Raw genomic sequence first — 16,949 nt, forward strand, 5'->3', positions numbered from 1 at the left:
ACATACCATGGGGACTCAAGTCCCAAGGCCATCTGAAAAAGGGTAAGGTCGTTCATGAGCGTACTGGTTACTGGCTTAGTTGGTTACACCACAATATACGCTTCTGATATCATCACCCACTTGAAACAGCGAGGAGCCTTAATACTATTACAGAAAAATCAATCAATCCTTCAGGCACCGAACGGAAAACCCGATACTTTTATTGACGCTGACCCGCCGAACGGCGTCGTTCCGGCCGGTGAATTCGCGGTTCCACGCCTCGAAATCGCCGGAAGGAGTAGCCGACCAGAAAAAGGCGTCGCGACCGAGAGCGAAAAAGCCCCCCAGGCAGTTCCGGCTGCCCGCAGGCAGGGCACGGAAGCCGCTGCTCCCCTCGTCGCCCGCCGGACTCCCCCACCCCTTCGGGCTCTTCAATGCGCGGCCAGCCGCCGGGTCCTTGCCCAGAAAATCGACAAGCTCCTGCCACTCCCGGTCCGAAGGAATGTGCCACCCCTTGGGAGCAAGCCCTCGCGGATCGGCCAGTGCGTACCAGTTGTAGAGCCTGCCGTACACCCTCCCGTTTTCGCGTTCACCCCCATACCAGCACCAGGCACCCTCCTCTTTCGAGGCCGCATCGTGCCACTCCGCCTCGCTCGCCGCGTGACGCACCGGATCACCATTGCGGTACCGGTCGGTATCGAGATTCCGGCTCATCCAGACCTGCCGCCCGACGGCGACCCTTTCGCTATCAAGACGGGAGGAACAGCCAGAAACACACATTGCAAGGAGCAGCGTAAAAAGAAGTGGCAGGGCGCTGCCTGAACGTATCTGATACATGGCGGTCGGTCTTTGGTTTTACATTACGGCGAAGGAAACGCGGCATTGGTTTTTCAGCCGCCGGACTTTACCTTTACAGTTACAGAACACCTCTCCACAACACCATCCTCGAAAACCAATGAAAAAAATCGGCGTCATCCTCTCGGGCTGCGGGTTCCTCGACGGAGCCGAAATACAGGAAGCCGTGCTGACCCTCCTTGCCATCGAACGGGCCGGAGCCGAAGCGGTCTGCCTGGCCCCCGACATCGTGCAGCACCATGTCGTCAACCATCTTACCGGCGAAATCGCGGCCGGCGAAACCCGCAACGTACTTGTCGAATCGGCCCGCATAGCCCGCGGAACCATTACCGACCTCAAGCTGGCGTGCATCGACGAGCTCGACGCCCTTGTGCTTCCCGGAGGATACGGGGCGGCAAAAAACCTCAGCGATTTCGCCTTCAGGGGCGCCGACTGCAAAGTCAACCCCGACGTCAAGGCCGCCGTGCAGGCCTGCTTCGTAGCCGGCAAACCGCTCGGCTTCATCTGCATCGCGCCGGTTATAGCCGCAAGGGTGCTGGGCAGCAAAGCCGGCGAGCTCACCATCGGCAACGACCCAGAAACCGCCCGAACGCTCGAAGCGATGGGCGCGCACCACATCGACTGTCCGGTATGGAACACCGTCGTCAGTTCAGAGGGTGCCATAGTCAGCACCCCGGCCTGGATGCTCGGCCCCTCGGTTGGCGAAGTCTCCAGAGGTATCGAGAAGCTTGTCGGCGATATCGTCGCCCTACTCTGAGCGGAGCCCCTTGTCGTAAGGCACTCCGAGATCGCGCGGTGCGACGGCCTTGCCCACAAAGCCGGCGAGCACCAGAAGCGTAATCACATAGGGCAGCGACTGCACCAGCTGAGTCGGCAGAAATCCGCTCTGCAGCCACATCTCGGCAGCCTCGGCGGAAGCGAACATCAGGCTTGCCAGGGCTGCGCCCGCCGGGGTCCATTTGCCGATGATCATGGCTGCCAGGGCGATATAACCGCGACCGGCCGACATCCCTTCGGTAAACGAGTGCTGCTGAAAAACGAGAAATGCACCGGCAAGCGCGGCAAGCGCTCCTGAAACCAAAACGCCGCTGTAGCGCATCCCGCTCACCCCGATGCCCGCGGAATCAGCGGTTTCGGCGCTCTCGCCGACCGCGCGCAATCGCAGACCATAAGGGGTACTGAACAGCACGAACTGCCCGGCGACCACCGAAAACACCGCCGCGAGAAAGAGCGGATCCAGAAACACCGATACCGGCTCGACGCCATGGATTCTCGGCGAATTCATGGCACTACCGAAAAAAACACTCAGACCGAAACGGGTCGCGCCCATAACCAGAATGTTGATAGCGATGCCGGAGACGATCTGGTCGGCTCTCATGCTGACGGTCACAAACGCATGCAGAAGAGCCACCACAAGACCCGAAGCGAGAGCACAAAGAACACCCGCCACAGCCGAACCGGTATAGTACTCCCCCATGGCAGCGCCGAACGCACCGGCAAGCATCATCCCTTCAAGCGCAAGGTTCACCACCCCGCCCCGTTCCGAAAACGATGCACCAACCGAGGTCAGCACATAGGGTACGGCAATGCGCACGATCTGCTGAAGCATCACAGGAAACTCTATACCCATTGGCAGGAAACCTTCCGACATATCGAAAATTTATTTGTCGTTTTTTTATATTAACGATTAATTATTTTTTTACGGACAGCTTCGGTCTTGTCAGTAAGTGCTTACTTGCGGTCTGTTGTAATCTCTCTTTTAATAAAACAAATTCACAACCAGAAATCCATGTCCGAATCAGACAATGCCAAAGCGGCAGGCGGCGCAAAAAAATACCTCTACAGCTTTGCCGGCGGCTCCGCCGAAGGGGATGCATCCATGAAGAACCTGCTCGGGGGCAAGGGAGCCAATCTGGCGGAAATGGCCAACATCGGCCTCCCGGTTCCTCCCGGCTTCACCATCTCGACCGAAGTCTGTACCTGGTATTACGATCACCAGAAAACCTATCCCGAAAATCTCTTCGAACAGGGCATTCCCGATTCGCTCCGCAAGGTTGAAGGGGAGCTCGGCAAAAAATTCGGCGATCCGGAAAATCCCCTGCTTGTTTCGGTGCGATCGGGCTCCAGAGCCTCGATGCCCGGCATGATGGACACCATTCTGAACCTCGGCCTCAACTCCGCAACCGTGGAGGGTCTGGCACGCAAATCGGGCAACCCTCGTTTCGCCTGGGACTGCTACCGCCGCTTCGTGCAGATGTACGGCGACGTGGTGCTTGAACTGAAGCCGACCGACAAAAAACAGATCGACCCCTTCGAAGCCATTCTCGAAGCCAAAAAGCACGAGCTCGGCATCCAGCTCGACACGGAGTTCTCCGTGGAGGACCTGAAGGATATCGTCGCGAAATACAAGGCGGCAATCCTTGAAAAAACCGGAAAAACCTTCCCCGAAGATCCCTACGAGCAGCTCAGGGGCGCCATCGGGGCGGTATTCAACAGCTGGAACAACGAACGCGCGGTCATCTACCGCAAGCTGAACCACATCCCCGGCTACTGGGGCACCGCCTGCAACGTGCAGGCCATGGTGTTCGGCAACATGGGTCTCGACTGCGGCACCGGCGTCGCCTTCACCCGCGACGCGGCCACCGGCGACGACATTTTCTACGGCGAGTTCCTCATGAACGCCCAGGGCGAAGATGTGGTGGCCGGCACCAGAACTCCGCTGAAAATCGAACAGCTCAAGGCCGAAAACCCCGATATCTACCAGCAGCTCGAAGATATCCGCTCGATTCTCGAAAAGCACTACCGCGACATGATGGACATCGAGTTCACCATCGAGAGCAACAAGCTCTTCATGCTGCAGTGCCGTGTAGGCAAACGCACGGGAGTGGCGGCCATAAAAATCGCCGTCGACATGTTCAACGAAGGGCTCATCAGCGAAAAGGAAGCGATTCTGCGCATCGAACCCGAACAGCTCAACCAGCTGCTCCGCCCGGTCTTCGACCTCAAGGAAAAACAGCGGGCCATCGGGGAGGGACGCCTTCTGGCAACCGGCCTCAATGCAGGCCCCGGAGCCGCGACAGGCAAAATCTACTTCAACGCCTCCGACGCAGCAGACGCCAGCAAACGCAACGAGCCGGTCATTCTGGTGCGTATCGAAACCTCCCCCGAAGACATCAAGGGCATGGCGGTCTCCGAAGGCATTCTTACCGAACGCGGCGGCATGACCTCGCACGCGGCCCTGGTCGCCCGCCAGATGGGCAAGGTGTGCGTGGCCGGCTGCGGCGCGCTCGCCATCGACTACCAGAAAGGTGAAATGCGCGTCAACGGCAGCGACACGGTGCTGCGCGAAGGCGACTATCTCTCCATCGACGGCAGTACCGGAGAGGTTATCGCAGGAAAGGTCTCCACCAAAAACTCGGAGATCATCGAGGTGCTGATCGACAAGACCCTCAAACCCGAAGAGGCTCCGACCTGGGCAATCTACAACCAGCTCATGGAGTGGGCCGACCGCTACCGCAAACTCAACATCCGCACCAACGCCGACCAGCCCGACCAGGCCGAAACCGCCATTACCTTCGGAGCCGAAGGCATCGGGCTCTGCCGCACCGAACACATGTTCTTCGGCGGCGAACGGATCGACGCCATGCGCGAGATGATTCTGGCCGACAGCATCGAAGGACGCAAAACCGCGCTCGACAAACTGCTCCCCTACCAGCGCGACGACTTTTACGGCCTCTTCAGGGCCATGGGCTCACGGCCGGTCACCATCAGGCTCCTCGATCCGCCGCTCCACGAGTTCCTGCCGCACACCGAGAGCGAAATAAGCGAGCTCGCCGGAAAAATCGGCAAGAGCGTCGAAACCGTCAGGGAGCGCATTTCCGATCTGCACGAGTTCAACCCAATGCTTGGTCTGCGCGGCTGCCGTCTTGGCATCCTGCACCCGGAAATCCCCGTCATGCAGGTGAGAGCGATCATAGAAGCCGCCTGCCGGCTGAAAAAAGAGGGGCACGAAGTGGTGCCCGAAATCATGGTGCCGCTGGTCTCGACGGTCAAGGAGCTTGAAATCACCGCCGAAATTATCCACAAGACCGCAAGAAGCGTCATTGCCGAACAGGGTACCGGCGTCAGATACCTGGTCGGCACCATGATCGAGGTGCCCCGCGCGGCGGTAACCTCCGCAGAGATCGCCACGGCTGCGGACTTCTTCAGCTATGGCACCAACGACCTCACCCAGATGGGTCTCGGCATGAGCCGCGACGACTCCGGCCAGTTCCTGCCGGCCTACCAGCAACAGGACATCTTCGCTCGCAACCCGTTTGAATCCATCGACGTCGACGGTGTCGGGCGCCTCATGAGCATGTCGGCAAAGGAAGGTCGCTCGGTAAAATCTGACCTCAAGCTCGGCATCTGCGGCGAACACGGCGGCGATCCGGAAACCGTGGAGTTCTGCCACAAGACCGGACTGAACTACGTCTCCTGCAGCCCATACCGCGTGCCCATCGCAAGGCTTGCCGCAGCAAGAGCCGCGCTGCAGCACTGAATGATACCTGCAGCGTGCAGATAAAACAGAGAAGGCGGCCTTTCGAGCCCTCCTTCTCTGTTACCGGATGAAACCTGCGGGGGGTGCCCCCGGCATCCTTACTACCGTCAGTCCTTCTTCTTGAAAAACATGCAGCCGCCCCGGCAAGCACCTCCTTGCCGTTGCAATGTCCTTCGGCCGCGTTGTCAGGTTTCACCACATAGCTCTGGCACTCCCGGCACTGCTTGCCTTTTTCCGCCTGGTTCTGATATATGAAGTCCATGGTTATTCATGTTTTCAGGTAATATGTTCATAGCTATTGGATTGTTAACGCCGGTTAACACCGGCTGCCGGGAATGTAGATATCAAGACGGGTTTTCGAAAATTCTTACCGTCGGAGAAACATTGCTTTCAGAGGCTGCGACCGGTGAAACTTGGGCTTCCCGAACAGGGAATTAGCCGCCAAATCACTATAATGAGGTACACTCATTTTTTTTTTGTTAGAAGCGCCTTACACCATGCAATTCAGCCATATCAGCATCAGAGGAGCACGTGTCCACAACCTGAAGAATATTTCTCTCGATATCCCGCGCAACCGTTTTGTCGTCATTACCGGCATATCCGGATCTGGAAAATCGAGCCTTGCCTTCGATACCATCTTCGCGGAAGGCCAGAGACGTTTCATGGAAACGCTCTCTCCCTATGCACGACAGTATATCGGCAACATCGAACGGCCCGACGTAGATTTCATCGAAGGGCTCTCTCCGGTCATCGCCATTGACCAGAAAAGCACCAGCCGCTCGCCCCGTTCGACGGTGGGCACCATTACGGAAATCCACGACTTCATCCGCCTGCTCTATGCGAAAGCTGGCCGCCGCTACGATCCCGTAACGGGTCGGATGCTGCAGAAGCAGTCGCCCGAAGGTATCGTCGAGACCATTCTGGGACTTCCCGAAGGCACAAAAGTACAGATACTCTCACCGCTCGTCACCGGACGCAAGGGACACTACCGAGAGCTCTTCGAGCGGCTGCTGCTCAAGGGATTTCTGCGCGTGCGCATCGACGGCCGCGAACAGGAGATGGAAAAAAACATGCAGATCGAACGCTACAGAAACCACGACATCGAGCTGGTGGTCGACCGTCTCGCTATCGGCCCCGAAAGCGCCGACCGGTTAAAACATGCTGTGGAACTCGCCATTGGCATGTCGGAACACCGCTCTTCGGTCATCTGCGCTCCGCTTGGTGACGAGCTGAAGGAGATGTTTTTCAGCACGCACTACGCCTACTCCGACGGTTCCGTGCCGCTCGATACCCTCGCCCCGAACCAGTTCAGCTTCAACTCGCCTTACGGGGCCTGTCCGGAGTGCAACGGCCTTGGCGAGCTCATGCAGCTCTCCGGAGAGCTCATGATTCCCGACCATTCGCTATCGCTCAACCAGGGGGGCATCGAACCATTTGGCAAACCCGGCAAGCGCAACCTCTGGCAAATCATCAAGGCCATAGCAAAACACTACCGTTTCACGCTCGACACGCCCCTTGGCGACATCCCCCGCGAAGCGATCGACACTCTGCTTCTCGGATCCGGCAGCCGGACCTTCGAGGTCACCTATGCATACGCCGGCAAGGAGCACAGCTATCCGCAGATCTTCCAGGGTGCCCTGCCCTACGTCGAGGAGCTGCGCCGGAACAGCAGCTCCTCGAGAATGCGTGAATGGGCCGAAAGCTTCATGGTGCACCAGCCCTGCCCGGTCTGCAAAGGCGCCCGTCTGCGCAAGGAAAGCCTCGGAGTGAAGGTCAACGGCCTCAACATCGCTGAAGCCGAATCGCTTCCGCTTCCCGATGCGCTCGAATTTTTCAGGGAGCTTCCGTCCGTCCTCACCGACCGCGAGCGGCTTGTAGCCACACCGGTGCTGCACGAAATCACCAAACGGCTCGAATTTCTGCTCGACGTAGGTCTCAGCTATCTCACACTTGCACGCAACGCACGCACACTCTCGGGCGGCGAAGCGCAGCGCATCCGCCTTGCCTCGCAACTCGGCTCGCGCCTCAGCGGAGTACTCTACGTGCTCGATGAGCCGAGCATCGGTCTGCACCAGCGCGACAACCACAAACTCATCGCCTCGTTGCAGCAGCTCCGAGACATCGGCAACACGGTGCTCGTTGTCGAACACGACAAGGACACCATGCTCATGGCCGACGAGATCATCGACCTTGGTCCCGGAGCCGGAGAGTATGGCGGAGAGATCGTGGCCAAAGGCACAGCCTCACAACTCGGCGAGGACTCGCTTACCGCAGCATACCTCACCGGCAGGAAAACCGTTTTCTTCGAACCTGAAACGAAAGAGAAAACAGGGGTGCAGCAGTACATAACCATCAGGGGGTGCCAAGGCAACAACCTCAGGAACATAGACGTCCGCCTGCCGCTCGGCTCGCTTATCAGCATTACCGGAGTGAGCGGCTCCGGCAAATCGACGCTCGTCAACGAAACCCTTTACCCGGTGCTCGCCCGTCACTTCTACCGCTCCAAGCTCATCAGCCAGCCCTGCTCGGGAGTCGAAGGCATAGAGCTGATCGACAAGGTGGTCAACGTCGACCAGACATCGATCGGCCGCACACCGCGCTCCAATCCCGCAACCTACACCGGAGCCTTCACCTTCATCCGCGACTTCTTCACCCGGCTGCCCGAAGCGCAGATCCGCGGCTACAAGGCGGGACGCTTCAGCTTCAACGTCAAGGGGGGGAGGTGCGAGGCATGCCAGGGCGCTGGCACCATGAAAATCGAAATGAACTTCCTGCCGGACGTTTATGTCCCTTGCGAAAACTGCAAGGGACAGCGCTACAACCGCGAGACCCTCCAGGTGAAATACAAGGGGAAATCCATCGCCGATGTGCTTGAAATGCCTATCGAGGAGGCATCCGGATTTTTCGAGGACTTCCCGCGCATCCGCCGCATCCTCTCAACAATGGAAAGCGTCGGGCTCGGCTATCTCAAGCTTGGCCAGTCCTCCCCGCTGCTCTCGGGCGGCGAAGCGCAGCGCATCAAGCTATCGGCCGAACTGGCCAAAATCCAGACCGGCAAAACCCTCTACATTCTCGATGAACCCACCACCGGCCTGCACTTCCAGGACATCCAGCACCTGCTTGAAGTGCTGCGCAAACTGGTCGACAAGGGCAACACGGTCATCATCATCGAGCACAACCTCGACATCATCAAAAACAGCGACTGGGTCATCGACCTCGGCCCCGAAGGGGGCAGCGGCGGCGGCCGGCTCATCGCCGAAGGAACCCCCGCAGAGATCGCAGGAATGGAGCACTCCCATACCGGACGCTTCCTGAAAATCGAGATGCAAAGCCATGAAAACAGCAGCCTCTGAACCCACACGTCCGGCACACCCCGCGTCATGCCAGATATGCGGAACCATGCACCACCCGAAGCTTCGCCGGGCCTTCGCCGTGAGACCGGCAATCTCCGAACTGATCCGTCAGGAAACCGGTTCGTGGGATGAAAACGGGTGGATATGCCTCGACGACCTGCAGATGTACCAGCACCGCTACATCCAGAAGCTGCTCGAGGCAGAAAAGGGCGAGCTCTCGCAGCTCGACCACGACGTGCTCAAGGCAATGAAGGAGCAGGAGGTGCTCTCCAAAAATCCCGATATCGATTTCGATGCCGAACTCACCTTCGGCCAGAGGTTGGCCGACAGAATCGCCACGTTCGGCGGAAGCTGGCACTTCATCATCATCTTCGGGCTCTTCCTTTTCATCTGGATGGGCCTTAATTCATGGCTGCTCATCGCCCGGCCGTTCGATCCCTATCCCTTCATTCTGCTCAACCTCGTGCTCTCCTCGCTGGCCGCCATCCAGGCGCCGCTCATCATGATGAGCCAGAACCGGCAGGAAGCACGCGACCGCGCCAGGGAAATCCATGACTATCAGGTAAACCTCAAGGCCGAGCTTGAAATCCGTCAGCTCCACCAGAAAATAGACCATCTTCTCTCCCGCCAGTGGGAACGGCTCGTCGAAATTCAGGAGATCCAGATGGAGCTTATCAACGACATCCGGAACCGGAAATAGCCTAAGACTCCCTGGTTACAGCTTGACCATGGGCAGCGGGCTTAAGGGATGCGACCTGAGGCGCTCAAGGGCAAGCACAAGCAGCTTTTTATGGAATCCGGCATTCGGATAAGCGTCAAGAACCTCCGCAACGAAATCGTCCGGCAGCCGGAATTTGATCAATCCTGCCGACATATCGATCCAGTCAGCCTTTCTGAACGGTTCCACCAGCCATGAAGTGTTCTGAGGGTTCTGCTTGACCTTGGTGAGCTTGTGATGCTCGGCGATCATGGCAGCGATCTCCTCCTGCCATTCGTTTTTGCCGATACGTTCAAGATAATCCAGGGCAAGCTTTCCGGAAGGTACCAGGTAATCAAAGGTGTGGGCGGTCCAGATACCGAGATCGTGAAAAACCGCAGCAACAGCGATCTTTTGCTCCAGTTCCGGCCGGCTCCCGGCAAGCGCGAAACAGAAGTTGAACACACGGAGGCAGTGGTTGCGATAGGCCTCATAATCCTCACCGAGAGCATCCCGCCATAATGCCATCAATTCGTCGGGCATCCGCGATTCAAGAATGAATGCCGGGGCGATCTTGCCGGACCCGGGATGTTTTTTTCTCACGACCTTTCAATTACTGTGGTGGACACCCAGGCAGCTCAAATATTGAGCATCTTCTGTATTTCGAGCAACTCGCCGTCGATACTGTGATTCAGCTTCACGGCCTTGTTGAACGGCACCTGTACTATTTTCCCATTGTCGAGCCCGATCATGATGCTTTTCTGGTCGTCGAGCAGGGCGTCTACAGCCGCAACGCCCATCCTCGTGGCATTGACCCTGTCGTTGGCCGTTGGACTCCCCCCGCGCTGGATATGACCCAGAATGGAAACACGCACATCCAGATCGGGATGCTCCCTACGCACTTTTTCGGCAATTTTCAGCGCCCCTCCGGGTTCATCCCCTTCGGCAACCATAATGATCCCGCTCCTCTCCTTGTCTTTATAGCCCTTGTCGAGAAACCGCTTCAACTCTTCATGCTGTTCTTTCGATTCGGGAATCAGAATCACCTCGGCGCCGCAGGCAATACCGCTGTTCAGGGCAAGCAGTCCCGCTTCGCGGCCCATAACTTCGATAATGAAAATCCTCCCGTGAGATACCGCCGTATCCCTGATTTTATCGACAGCGCACACCACGGAGTTCAATGCCGTTTCATAACCGATGGTATAATCCGTTCCGTACATGTCATTGTCGATGGTACCCGGAATGCCCACAAACGAAATGTTGTACTCCTGAGACATCGTCAGTGCACCGGTAAAGGAACCATCGCCCCCTATTACCACTACCGCATCGATGCCGGCCTTCTGCAACTGCAACCAGGCTTTTCCGCGGCCTTCTGCAGTTCTGAATTCATTGCTGCGGGCGGTTCTGAGAATCGTTCCCCCCAACTGGATAATACCGCTGACATCGGCCGACCTTAGCGGTATGAAATCGCCCTCTATCATCCCCTGATAGCCACGGCGAATACCCACCACCTTCAGTTTGTTTGCAATTGCCGCTCGGGTCACCGCCCGTATGGCGGCATTCATGCCCGGTGCGTCGCCCCCCGAGGTGAACACGCCGATCTTCCGCAATCCTGACTTCTTTGGCGAATCTTCCCTTATGTTATGTTTATCTTTCATTTGAATCGGTATCGTTGCTGATATGGGCAGCTGCCGCAGTGCCCCCTTTATTCCGGCAGAACCATGTTACGAAAATATTGACCACCCGCAAATCTGTAGGCAATAGGCAAAATATCCAATCCGGAATGCAAAATCACTCCTCCCCCCTTATCCAACAGGCAGAAGGAGTTCGGGAAAAATGCTGATTTCAACGCCCTGCATGATGGTATCGAAAAACACCACCACCCTTGCTTCACGTCCATGCTTAACCACCGTGCCTTCAAGATCCTTGAAAGGACCGGCCAGAACCCTGACCTTCTGGCCGGAAGGAATTGCAGCTACCGTCCTGCCTATATGATCGGGCTCTCTCACCAGCATCCGAAGCCACTCGATATCCTTTTCGCCAATAACCGAAGGAGTTTTGCCGACCCCCACAAATTTCACGACACCCTCTGTGTCAAGCACCTTGAGGTGCTCTTTGCGCATATCAATACGCACAAAAACATACCCTCTGAACAAAGGCTCCTGCACCTTCTTCTTGCGATCTTTCCACTGCTTAAGCGTTTCAAGCAGAGGCAGAAAACTGGTCAATCCGTTCTCGAGAAACAACCGGTGCACCTTCTTTTCATGCCGCGAACACACATAAACCGCATACCAATTCTGACAGTGAGCTTCAGCCATACGAATAAAAAATCTTTGGTTATAACGGGAAGAGATCATACGGAGCATCAAACTCGTAAAGTATATTACAAAAAAAACATCAACGACACTCCCGCCACTCATCTGTAAAGCACTGTCGCAGGAAAAATCAGGCATTGTTACCAATGGATAATTTCCCATCGGGTTTAACAGCTCACCGGGTATGCTGCATATGGTTCAGACAGCAACGGTATTCTTATGCTCCTTGATGAAGTTTTAATGAACTCGGCAGAGAGCGTTTTTCAGGGATCTCGCTCCACAGTGAAAAGTCTCAGTTCACGCTGATGCTTTCGGATTCTTCCAGCTTCAGAGTCCTTGTGAGATTTCCTGTACAGGGAAACGCATCCTCTCGGTCGGTGAAATAATCATATCTCGAACGATAGAGCAGATCAGCATAGAGTCTGCGATCTCTTTGGTTGTTTTATCGCCTTTCAGTTCATTTCAACGGTATCCGGCTTGTATTATTTGCCTGACTGACGGCTTGGTTGGCTGATGTCACATAATTCATCCCTCCTTTTTGCCGTAAGCTATGACTTCTCGATATGCCCAGGAAAAGATTGCAGATTCAAAACCTGTATCGGCGGGAAATATAAATTCGAGATGCCTGAGGAGGCTCAACGGATCTTTGCCCGGTTTATGAACTGCGTCAATCGGAAAAAAAACATGAATGAACAGGCAAGATAAGTCTGAAAAGGTTTCTTTGCGGCTTGGGAGCCAAACAACAAACCAAGCTATTCCCCGGCCCAAACGTTGACGCTGATAAATGCCTATGATTTAAACAAATCACCCCATGAGTTCCTTTACTGACAATAGAGAATCAGAGCAGAATCACACATTCATGTAAAGAAAAACACACGTCAAAGAAGGTATATCGGTATTTACGGGTACTAAAACCTGTATCCGGTAAAGGTCAGCGCGATGAGATAGTTGCGGGCGAAACCCGCTATGAGATTGGCTTTGTCGAGGTGGTTGACGATGCGACGGGCGTTGATCCAGTCGGTTTTTTCCGTATTGAAGTAGTCGGCAAATCCTTTGCCTGTGAAGGTACCGAGGCGCATGCCTTCGAAAAGGATCGTTGCTGCAATGGAACCTTCGAGCGCAAGATCGGGGTTGCCGGCAAGGTCGATATCGAGCCTGGCAGACCAATCCTCGTAGTTGCGCCGCCCGGTGAGCTGCACGAAACCGCGCCCGCAGAATCGCGCTCCGTCACCGGGGTGGATGTTACCGAGCAGGCGTGCTTTGCGGGGGTTGTCGCCCTCGATATCGTACATCTTTCTGAAATAGGCCTCCGAACCGTGCTCCCTGATGGGCTGCATGGTGCGGTCAACCTCATAGTGCACGGTTGCCAGGGCGTAGGCAAGCCAGCGCATGTCGTCCTGCGGAAAATACCGATCCCAGTAATCGAGCAACAGGTTCAAGCCGTCGACCTGACGTTGCCGGAATTTTCCGTCGAACAGAACACGCCTTGCGTAATCGAAAAAGAAATTGCGCTCAAGTGCCATTGTTATTGTCACAAACAGTTCTTCATGAGTTGCGGAGGAGTCGGCATACCGTATACAACACACTTCATGGGACCTCTGTTATTGTCACGAGAGGCTCTTTCATGCGATCCGGAGGAACCGGTATTCCGGTAGCACACGACAACAGCCCTTTACTTGGCCTTCCATTCCGACGGGTCTATCCCCATAAGCCAGTCGAGCGTACGCCGGAACCCGTCGTCGAGCGAAACCTTCGGCTGCCAGCCAAGAAGATTGCGGGCTTTCGATGAGTCGATCAGCGCACGTGAGGAGAGAAGGTTGACGGCCTGGGAGGTCAAAAGCGGACGTTTTTCGCTGCCGGAGATGTGGGCATACCCTTCCATCATCGCAGCGATCAGAAGAGTCAGGCCATAGGGAAGATAGATGAAAGGCGGCGGCGAACCGATTCCGGACGCCAGGCGCCTGCAAAACCCTTCGAAGGTCAGGTCGTAGCCGTCGCAGCCAAGGAAAGCCTCACCAGCGGCAGCAGGGTGCGTTGCGGCAAGCATGAGAAGATCGACGAGGTTGTCGATGTAGACCAGGCTCATGCGGGCGTGAAATGCCCAGTAGAAAAGCTGCCCCTTGCGAATTCCGTCGGCAAGCAGGGGAAACAGGGTGCGATCATCGGGGCCGTAGACCCATACAGGATAGACCACGGACGCTGAAAGCCCTTTGGCAGCGAACTCGCGCACCACTTTGGTAGCCCTGATTTTCGTATCGGGGTAGAGCTGGCCGCGAAGGGAAAAGGGCATCGACTCGTCGAGGCGTTCGAGTCCGACATGGTCAAATACTTCGAAGCTGCTTACATAGACAAGCCGCTTCACTCCGCTTTCAAGTGAAGCTATGGCAACGTTGCGCGTACCGCCGACGTTGATGTCGGCGAAATCCTGAGGGGTCCCCCAGTCGGAGGTGAGCGCCGCGGCATGAAATACCAGATCGCACCCTTTTACCGCACGAGCGACGGCCCGTGGATCGCGGATATCGCCTTCGACGATTTCTGCCCCCAGCTGCTGCAGCATCCAGTTCCGGGCATTGCCTTTACGAACAAGCGCCCTGACCTGGTATCCATCGCCGAGAGAGCGACGGACGAGATGCGAACCGATAAATCCCGATGCTCCGGTAACGAGAACTACCTTTGACATTGTCTTTCCTTTTTTTCTGCCTCCGTTGCTGTACTTCCCTTCCAATACGCATTCGCATTCTGCCGATACTGCGTTGCTACTCCTGATCGCCGATCCTGTGCATGCAGTCTCTTGAAATATTCACGACACTCCACACTACCGACTGTTCGAAATCCTCCTGACGTACCGTGCAGGAGTGCTTCATGCAGATGCAGCAGGAAAAACGGAGACAGGCATCAGTGTGCACAAAAAGCTCCACGCTCTCCGCGAAGTTCTGCCTTATAAGATGCTGAAGCTTGTTGATCTCCTTCTGGGCCTCTCGAACCGTGAGGTACCATGGAATGGTGAGATGACAATCAAGATGCAACACACTGCCGTATTTGATGATGCGGAGGTTGTGCAGATCAATCCAGTTTTCGCGACGATTCAGCTGCAGAAGTGCCACGATTTTCTCGAGCATTTCGGTGTCGGCCTCATCCATGATGCCGCCGAGCGAACTGCGCAGTATGCGGTAACCCGTAAACAGAATGACTCCGGCAAAGATAAGCGCCACAGCGCTGTCGAGCCAGGCCATGCCCGTCAGTGCCAGCAGACCGAGACCGGCTATGATGCCTATGGTAGACCAGGTGTCGGACTGGAGGTGTCGGCCGCTTGCAATAAGGGCAAGCGAGCTGTTCTTCCTGCCGTTATGCACGGCAAGCGAACCGACAAGCCAGTTGACGGCCGCAGTTATGCCGACCAGCAGAATGCCGGAGTCGAGCCTGCCGACAATCCTTGGATGAAGCAGATTGCCCACCGCTTCGTTGATGATGAGCAGCCCCGCCACAGAGATGAGGGTTCCTTCGATCGCTGCCGAAATGAACTCCACCTTGCCATGCCCGTAAGGATGACTGCTGTCTCGGGGCTTTGCTGAAATGTAGAGGCTGTAGAGGCCAATGAAGCCGCTGGTGACATTGACGATACTTTCAAGGGCATCGGTAAGAACGGCTACCGAATGGGTCAGATACCAGGCAATGAATTTGACTACCAGCAGAAGAACTCCCGTAACGGCGATGATCTTCTGAAAATTATAGCTTTCGCTGGCTGTTGACATGATGCACAAAAGTAGATCGCTGAAAAAAAAACGAGATCATGAACGAAGGCGGAAGTGCGCCTGCTTCGGCATGCTCAGAGAAACTCCTCATAGTAATCGAGGTCCTTGTGGAAGGTCTCCTCAAGGGCAGCAAGCGAAAGAAAAGCTGCGATGCTGCAGATTGCGCCGACAAGAAGCGCCCCGTAACGAAGCCCGAGAAAACCTCTGCTGAACTGGAAGAGCATGGTGATGGGCACTACCATACCTCGCACGAGGTTGGGAACTGTGGTAGCGACCGTCGCACGAAGGTTGGTGCCGAACTGCTCGGCGGCAACGGTAATGAAAATAGCCCAGTAGCCACCTGCAAAGCCCAGGAACATACAGACACCGTAAAAGAACGATGCGGAACTGTTGCCCTGCAGGAAATAGAGGGCGACGGCGGCAACGGTGAGCACCATAAAAAGCAGAACGGCTTTTTTCCGGCTCTGAAAGAGTTGGCTCAAAAGACCGCTCGACAGGTCGCCAAACACCAGGCCAAGATAGCAGAACATCACGGCATTGCCGGCCGAAACAGGGTCCTCGATACCAAGATCGAGGGCAAATTCGGGTGAAAAGGTGATCAGCACGCCGACGATGAACCAGATGGGTACCCCGATAAGAATGGAGTTCAGGTAGCGGAAAAACCGGCTGCGGTCGGTAAAAAGCGCCAGCATGTTGCCGCGGCTGACGGCAGCCTTCTGTTCCATGGTCTTGAACATGCCGGATTCGGCGACCCTGAATCGGGCCAGGAGCAGCAGCAGGCCGAGCCCACCCCCGATAAAGAAGGCCGTGCGCCAGTTATAGCTGTTGGCAACGATATTGGCGAGAATTGCCCCGGAAACGCCTATGGAGGCTACAAGCATGGTGCCATAACCCCGTATGCGGGTATGAAGCACCTCGGAGACCAGTGTGATGCCGGCGCCGAGTTCGCCTGCGAGCCCCACTCCGGCAATCAGGCGAAGGATACCATAGGCTGGAAGCGTGGTGACGAACCCGTTGGCGATATTGGCAAGCGAGTACATGATGATGGAGGCGAACATGATTTTCAGGCGACCTTTTTTGTCACCGAGCCACCCCCAGAGGATACCCCCCAGCAGCATGCCGATCATCTGCATGTTCAGGAGATAGACCCCGTTGTCAATGAGCGCATGCCCTTCGACGCCGAGTTCCTTGAGACTGGGAACCCTCACAATACTGAAAAGCACAAGATCGTAGATATCGACAAAGTAACCGAGCGCGGCCACGATGACCGGCATACTGAAAACGGCACGAATCGACGGATGCTCTGAACTTGCCACAAAAACCTCCGGATAGACGATTTCCGCACAAAGGGCGGAAAACTTTTTTCGTTGATGCAACTGATTGAAAACAGAAGAGATAAACTATAATATGCAAAAAAATGAATAAATGAATATTTAAACCCGGCGATAAAAACTTCCA

Annotated in this window: 13 protein-coding genes; 4 read left to right on the plus strand and 9 right to left on the minus strand. The window is 55.9% G+C overall.

From position 1 onward, the window contains the following. Window positions 1-162: 162 nt before the first annotated feature. Window positions 163-816: a fibrobacter succinogenes major paralogous domain-containing protein gene (locus K9G39_RS02585; protein ID WP_292003372.1), complete on the minus strand. Its 654-nt coding sequence runs from the start codon at window positions 814-816 to the stop codon at window positions 163-165. Window positions 817-934: 118 nt separating this feature from the next. Between K9G39_RS02585 and elbB the strand changes: the two genes are divergently transcribed. Then, window positions 935-1,591 carry an isoprenoid biosynthesis glyoxalase ElbB gene (elbB, locus tag K9G39_RS02590; protein WP_292003373.1) on the plus strand — a complete coding sequence of 219 codons (657 nt, stop codon included), beginning with the start codon at window positions 935-937 and terminating at the stop codon, window positions 1,589-1,591. Here elbB and K9G39_RS02595 read toward each other — a convergent pair. Continuing rightward, the gene (locus K9G39_RS02595) at window positions 1,583-2,464 is read right to left on the minus strand and encodes an ABC transporter permease (protein WP_292003504.1); all 882 of its coding nucleotides are present in this window, start codon (window positions 2,462-2,464) and stop codon (window positions 1,583-1,585) included. The two genes, elbB and K9G39_RS02595, sit on opposite strands and share 9 nt — an antisense overlap. 159 nt (window positions 2,465-2,623) lie before the next feature. On the opposite strand from K9G39_RS02595, the gene ppdK reads away from it, so the two are divergent. The 3 genes from ppdK (at window position 2,624) to K9G39_RS02610 (ending at window position 9,427) form a co-directional block, all read left to right on the plus strand. Next, window positions 2,624-5,374 carry a pyruvate, phosphate dikinase gene (gene ppdK, locus K9G39_RS02600; RefSeq protein ID WP_292003374.1) on the plus strand — a complete coding sequence of 917 codons (2,751 nt, stop codon included), beginning with the start codon at window positions 2,624-2,626 and terminating at the stop codon, window positions 5,372-5,374. Between the two features lie 497 nt (window positions 5,375-5,871). Next, complete coding sequence (gene uvrA / locus K9G39_RS02605) at window positions 5,872-8,727, plus strand: excinuclease ABC subunit UvrA (protein WP_292003375.1); 2,856 nt, start codon at window positions 5,872-5,874, stop codon at window positions 8,725-8,727. After that, window positions 8,708-9,427, plus strand: a complete 720-nt coding sequence (locus K9G39_RS02610; RefSeq protein ID WP_292003376.1) for a DUF1003 domain-containing protein — start codon at window positions 8,708-8,710, stop codon at window positions 9,425-9,427. Before uvrA ends, K9G39_RS02610 begins: the two co-directional genes overlap by 20 nt. Window positions 9,428-9,442: 15 nt before the next feature. Here the strand turns inward: K9G39_RS02610 and K9G39_RS02615 are convergent, their stop codons facing one another. The 7 genes from K9G39_RS02615 to K9G39_RS02645 form a co-directional block, all read right to left on the minus strand. After that, complete coding sequence (locus tag K9G39_RS02615; protein WP_292003377.1) at window positions 9,443-10,027, minus strand: HD domain-containing protein; 585 nt, start codon at window positions 10,025-10,027, stop codon at window positions 9,443-9,445. A 35-nt stretch (window positions 10,028-10,062) separates the two neighbouring features. After that, window positions 10,063-11,082 (minus strand): 6-phosphofructokinase, encoded by a 1,020-nt coding sequence (gene pfkA, locus K9G39_RS02620; RefSeq protein WP_292003378.1) that lies wholly within the window; start codon window positions 11,080-11,082, stop codon window positions 10,063-10,065. 147 nt (window positions 11,083-11,229) lie between these two features. Beyond that, entirely contained in the window at window positions 11,230-11,742 is a 513-nt protein-coding gene (locus K9G39_RS02625) for a UpxY family transcription antiterminator (RefSeq protein ID WP_292003379.1), read from the minus strand. Window positions 11,743-12,647: 905 nt separating this feature from the next. Continuing rightward, window positions 12,648-13,274 (minus strand): hypothetical protein, encoded by a 627-nt coding sequence (locus tag K9G39_RS02630; RefSeq protein WP_292003380.1) that lies wholly within the window; start codon window positions 13,272-13,274, stop codon window positions 12,648-12,650. 137 nt (window positions 13,275-13,411) lie between these two features. Beyond that, entirely contained in the window at window positions 13,412-14,419 is a 1,008-nt protein-coding gene (locus K9G39_RS02635; RefSeq protein WP_292003381.1) for an SDR family NAD(P)-dependent oxidoreductase, read from the minus strand. A 76-nt stretch (window positions 14,420-14,495) separates the two neighbouring features. Continuing rightward, window positions 14,496-15,491, minus strand: a complete 996-nt coding sequence (locus K9G39_RS02640; protein WP_292003382.1) for a cation diffusion facilitator family transporter — start codon at window positions 15,489-15,491, stop codon at window positions 14,496-14,498. Window positions 15,492-15,565: 74 nt separating this feature from the next. Continuing rightward, window positions 15,566-16,807 (minus strand): MFS transporter, encoded by a 1,242-nt coding sequence (locus K9G39_RS02645; protein ID WP_292003383.1) that lies wholly within the window; start codon window positions 16,805-16,807, stop codon window positions 15,566-15,568. Between the last annotated feature and the right edge of the window lie 142 nt (window positions 16,808-16,949).

Source organism: Chlorobium sp. (assembly GCF_021740465.1).
In the GTDB taxonomy this organism is placed as follows: Bacteria; Bacteroidota; Chlorobiia; order Chlorobiales; family Chlorobiaceae; genus Chlorobium.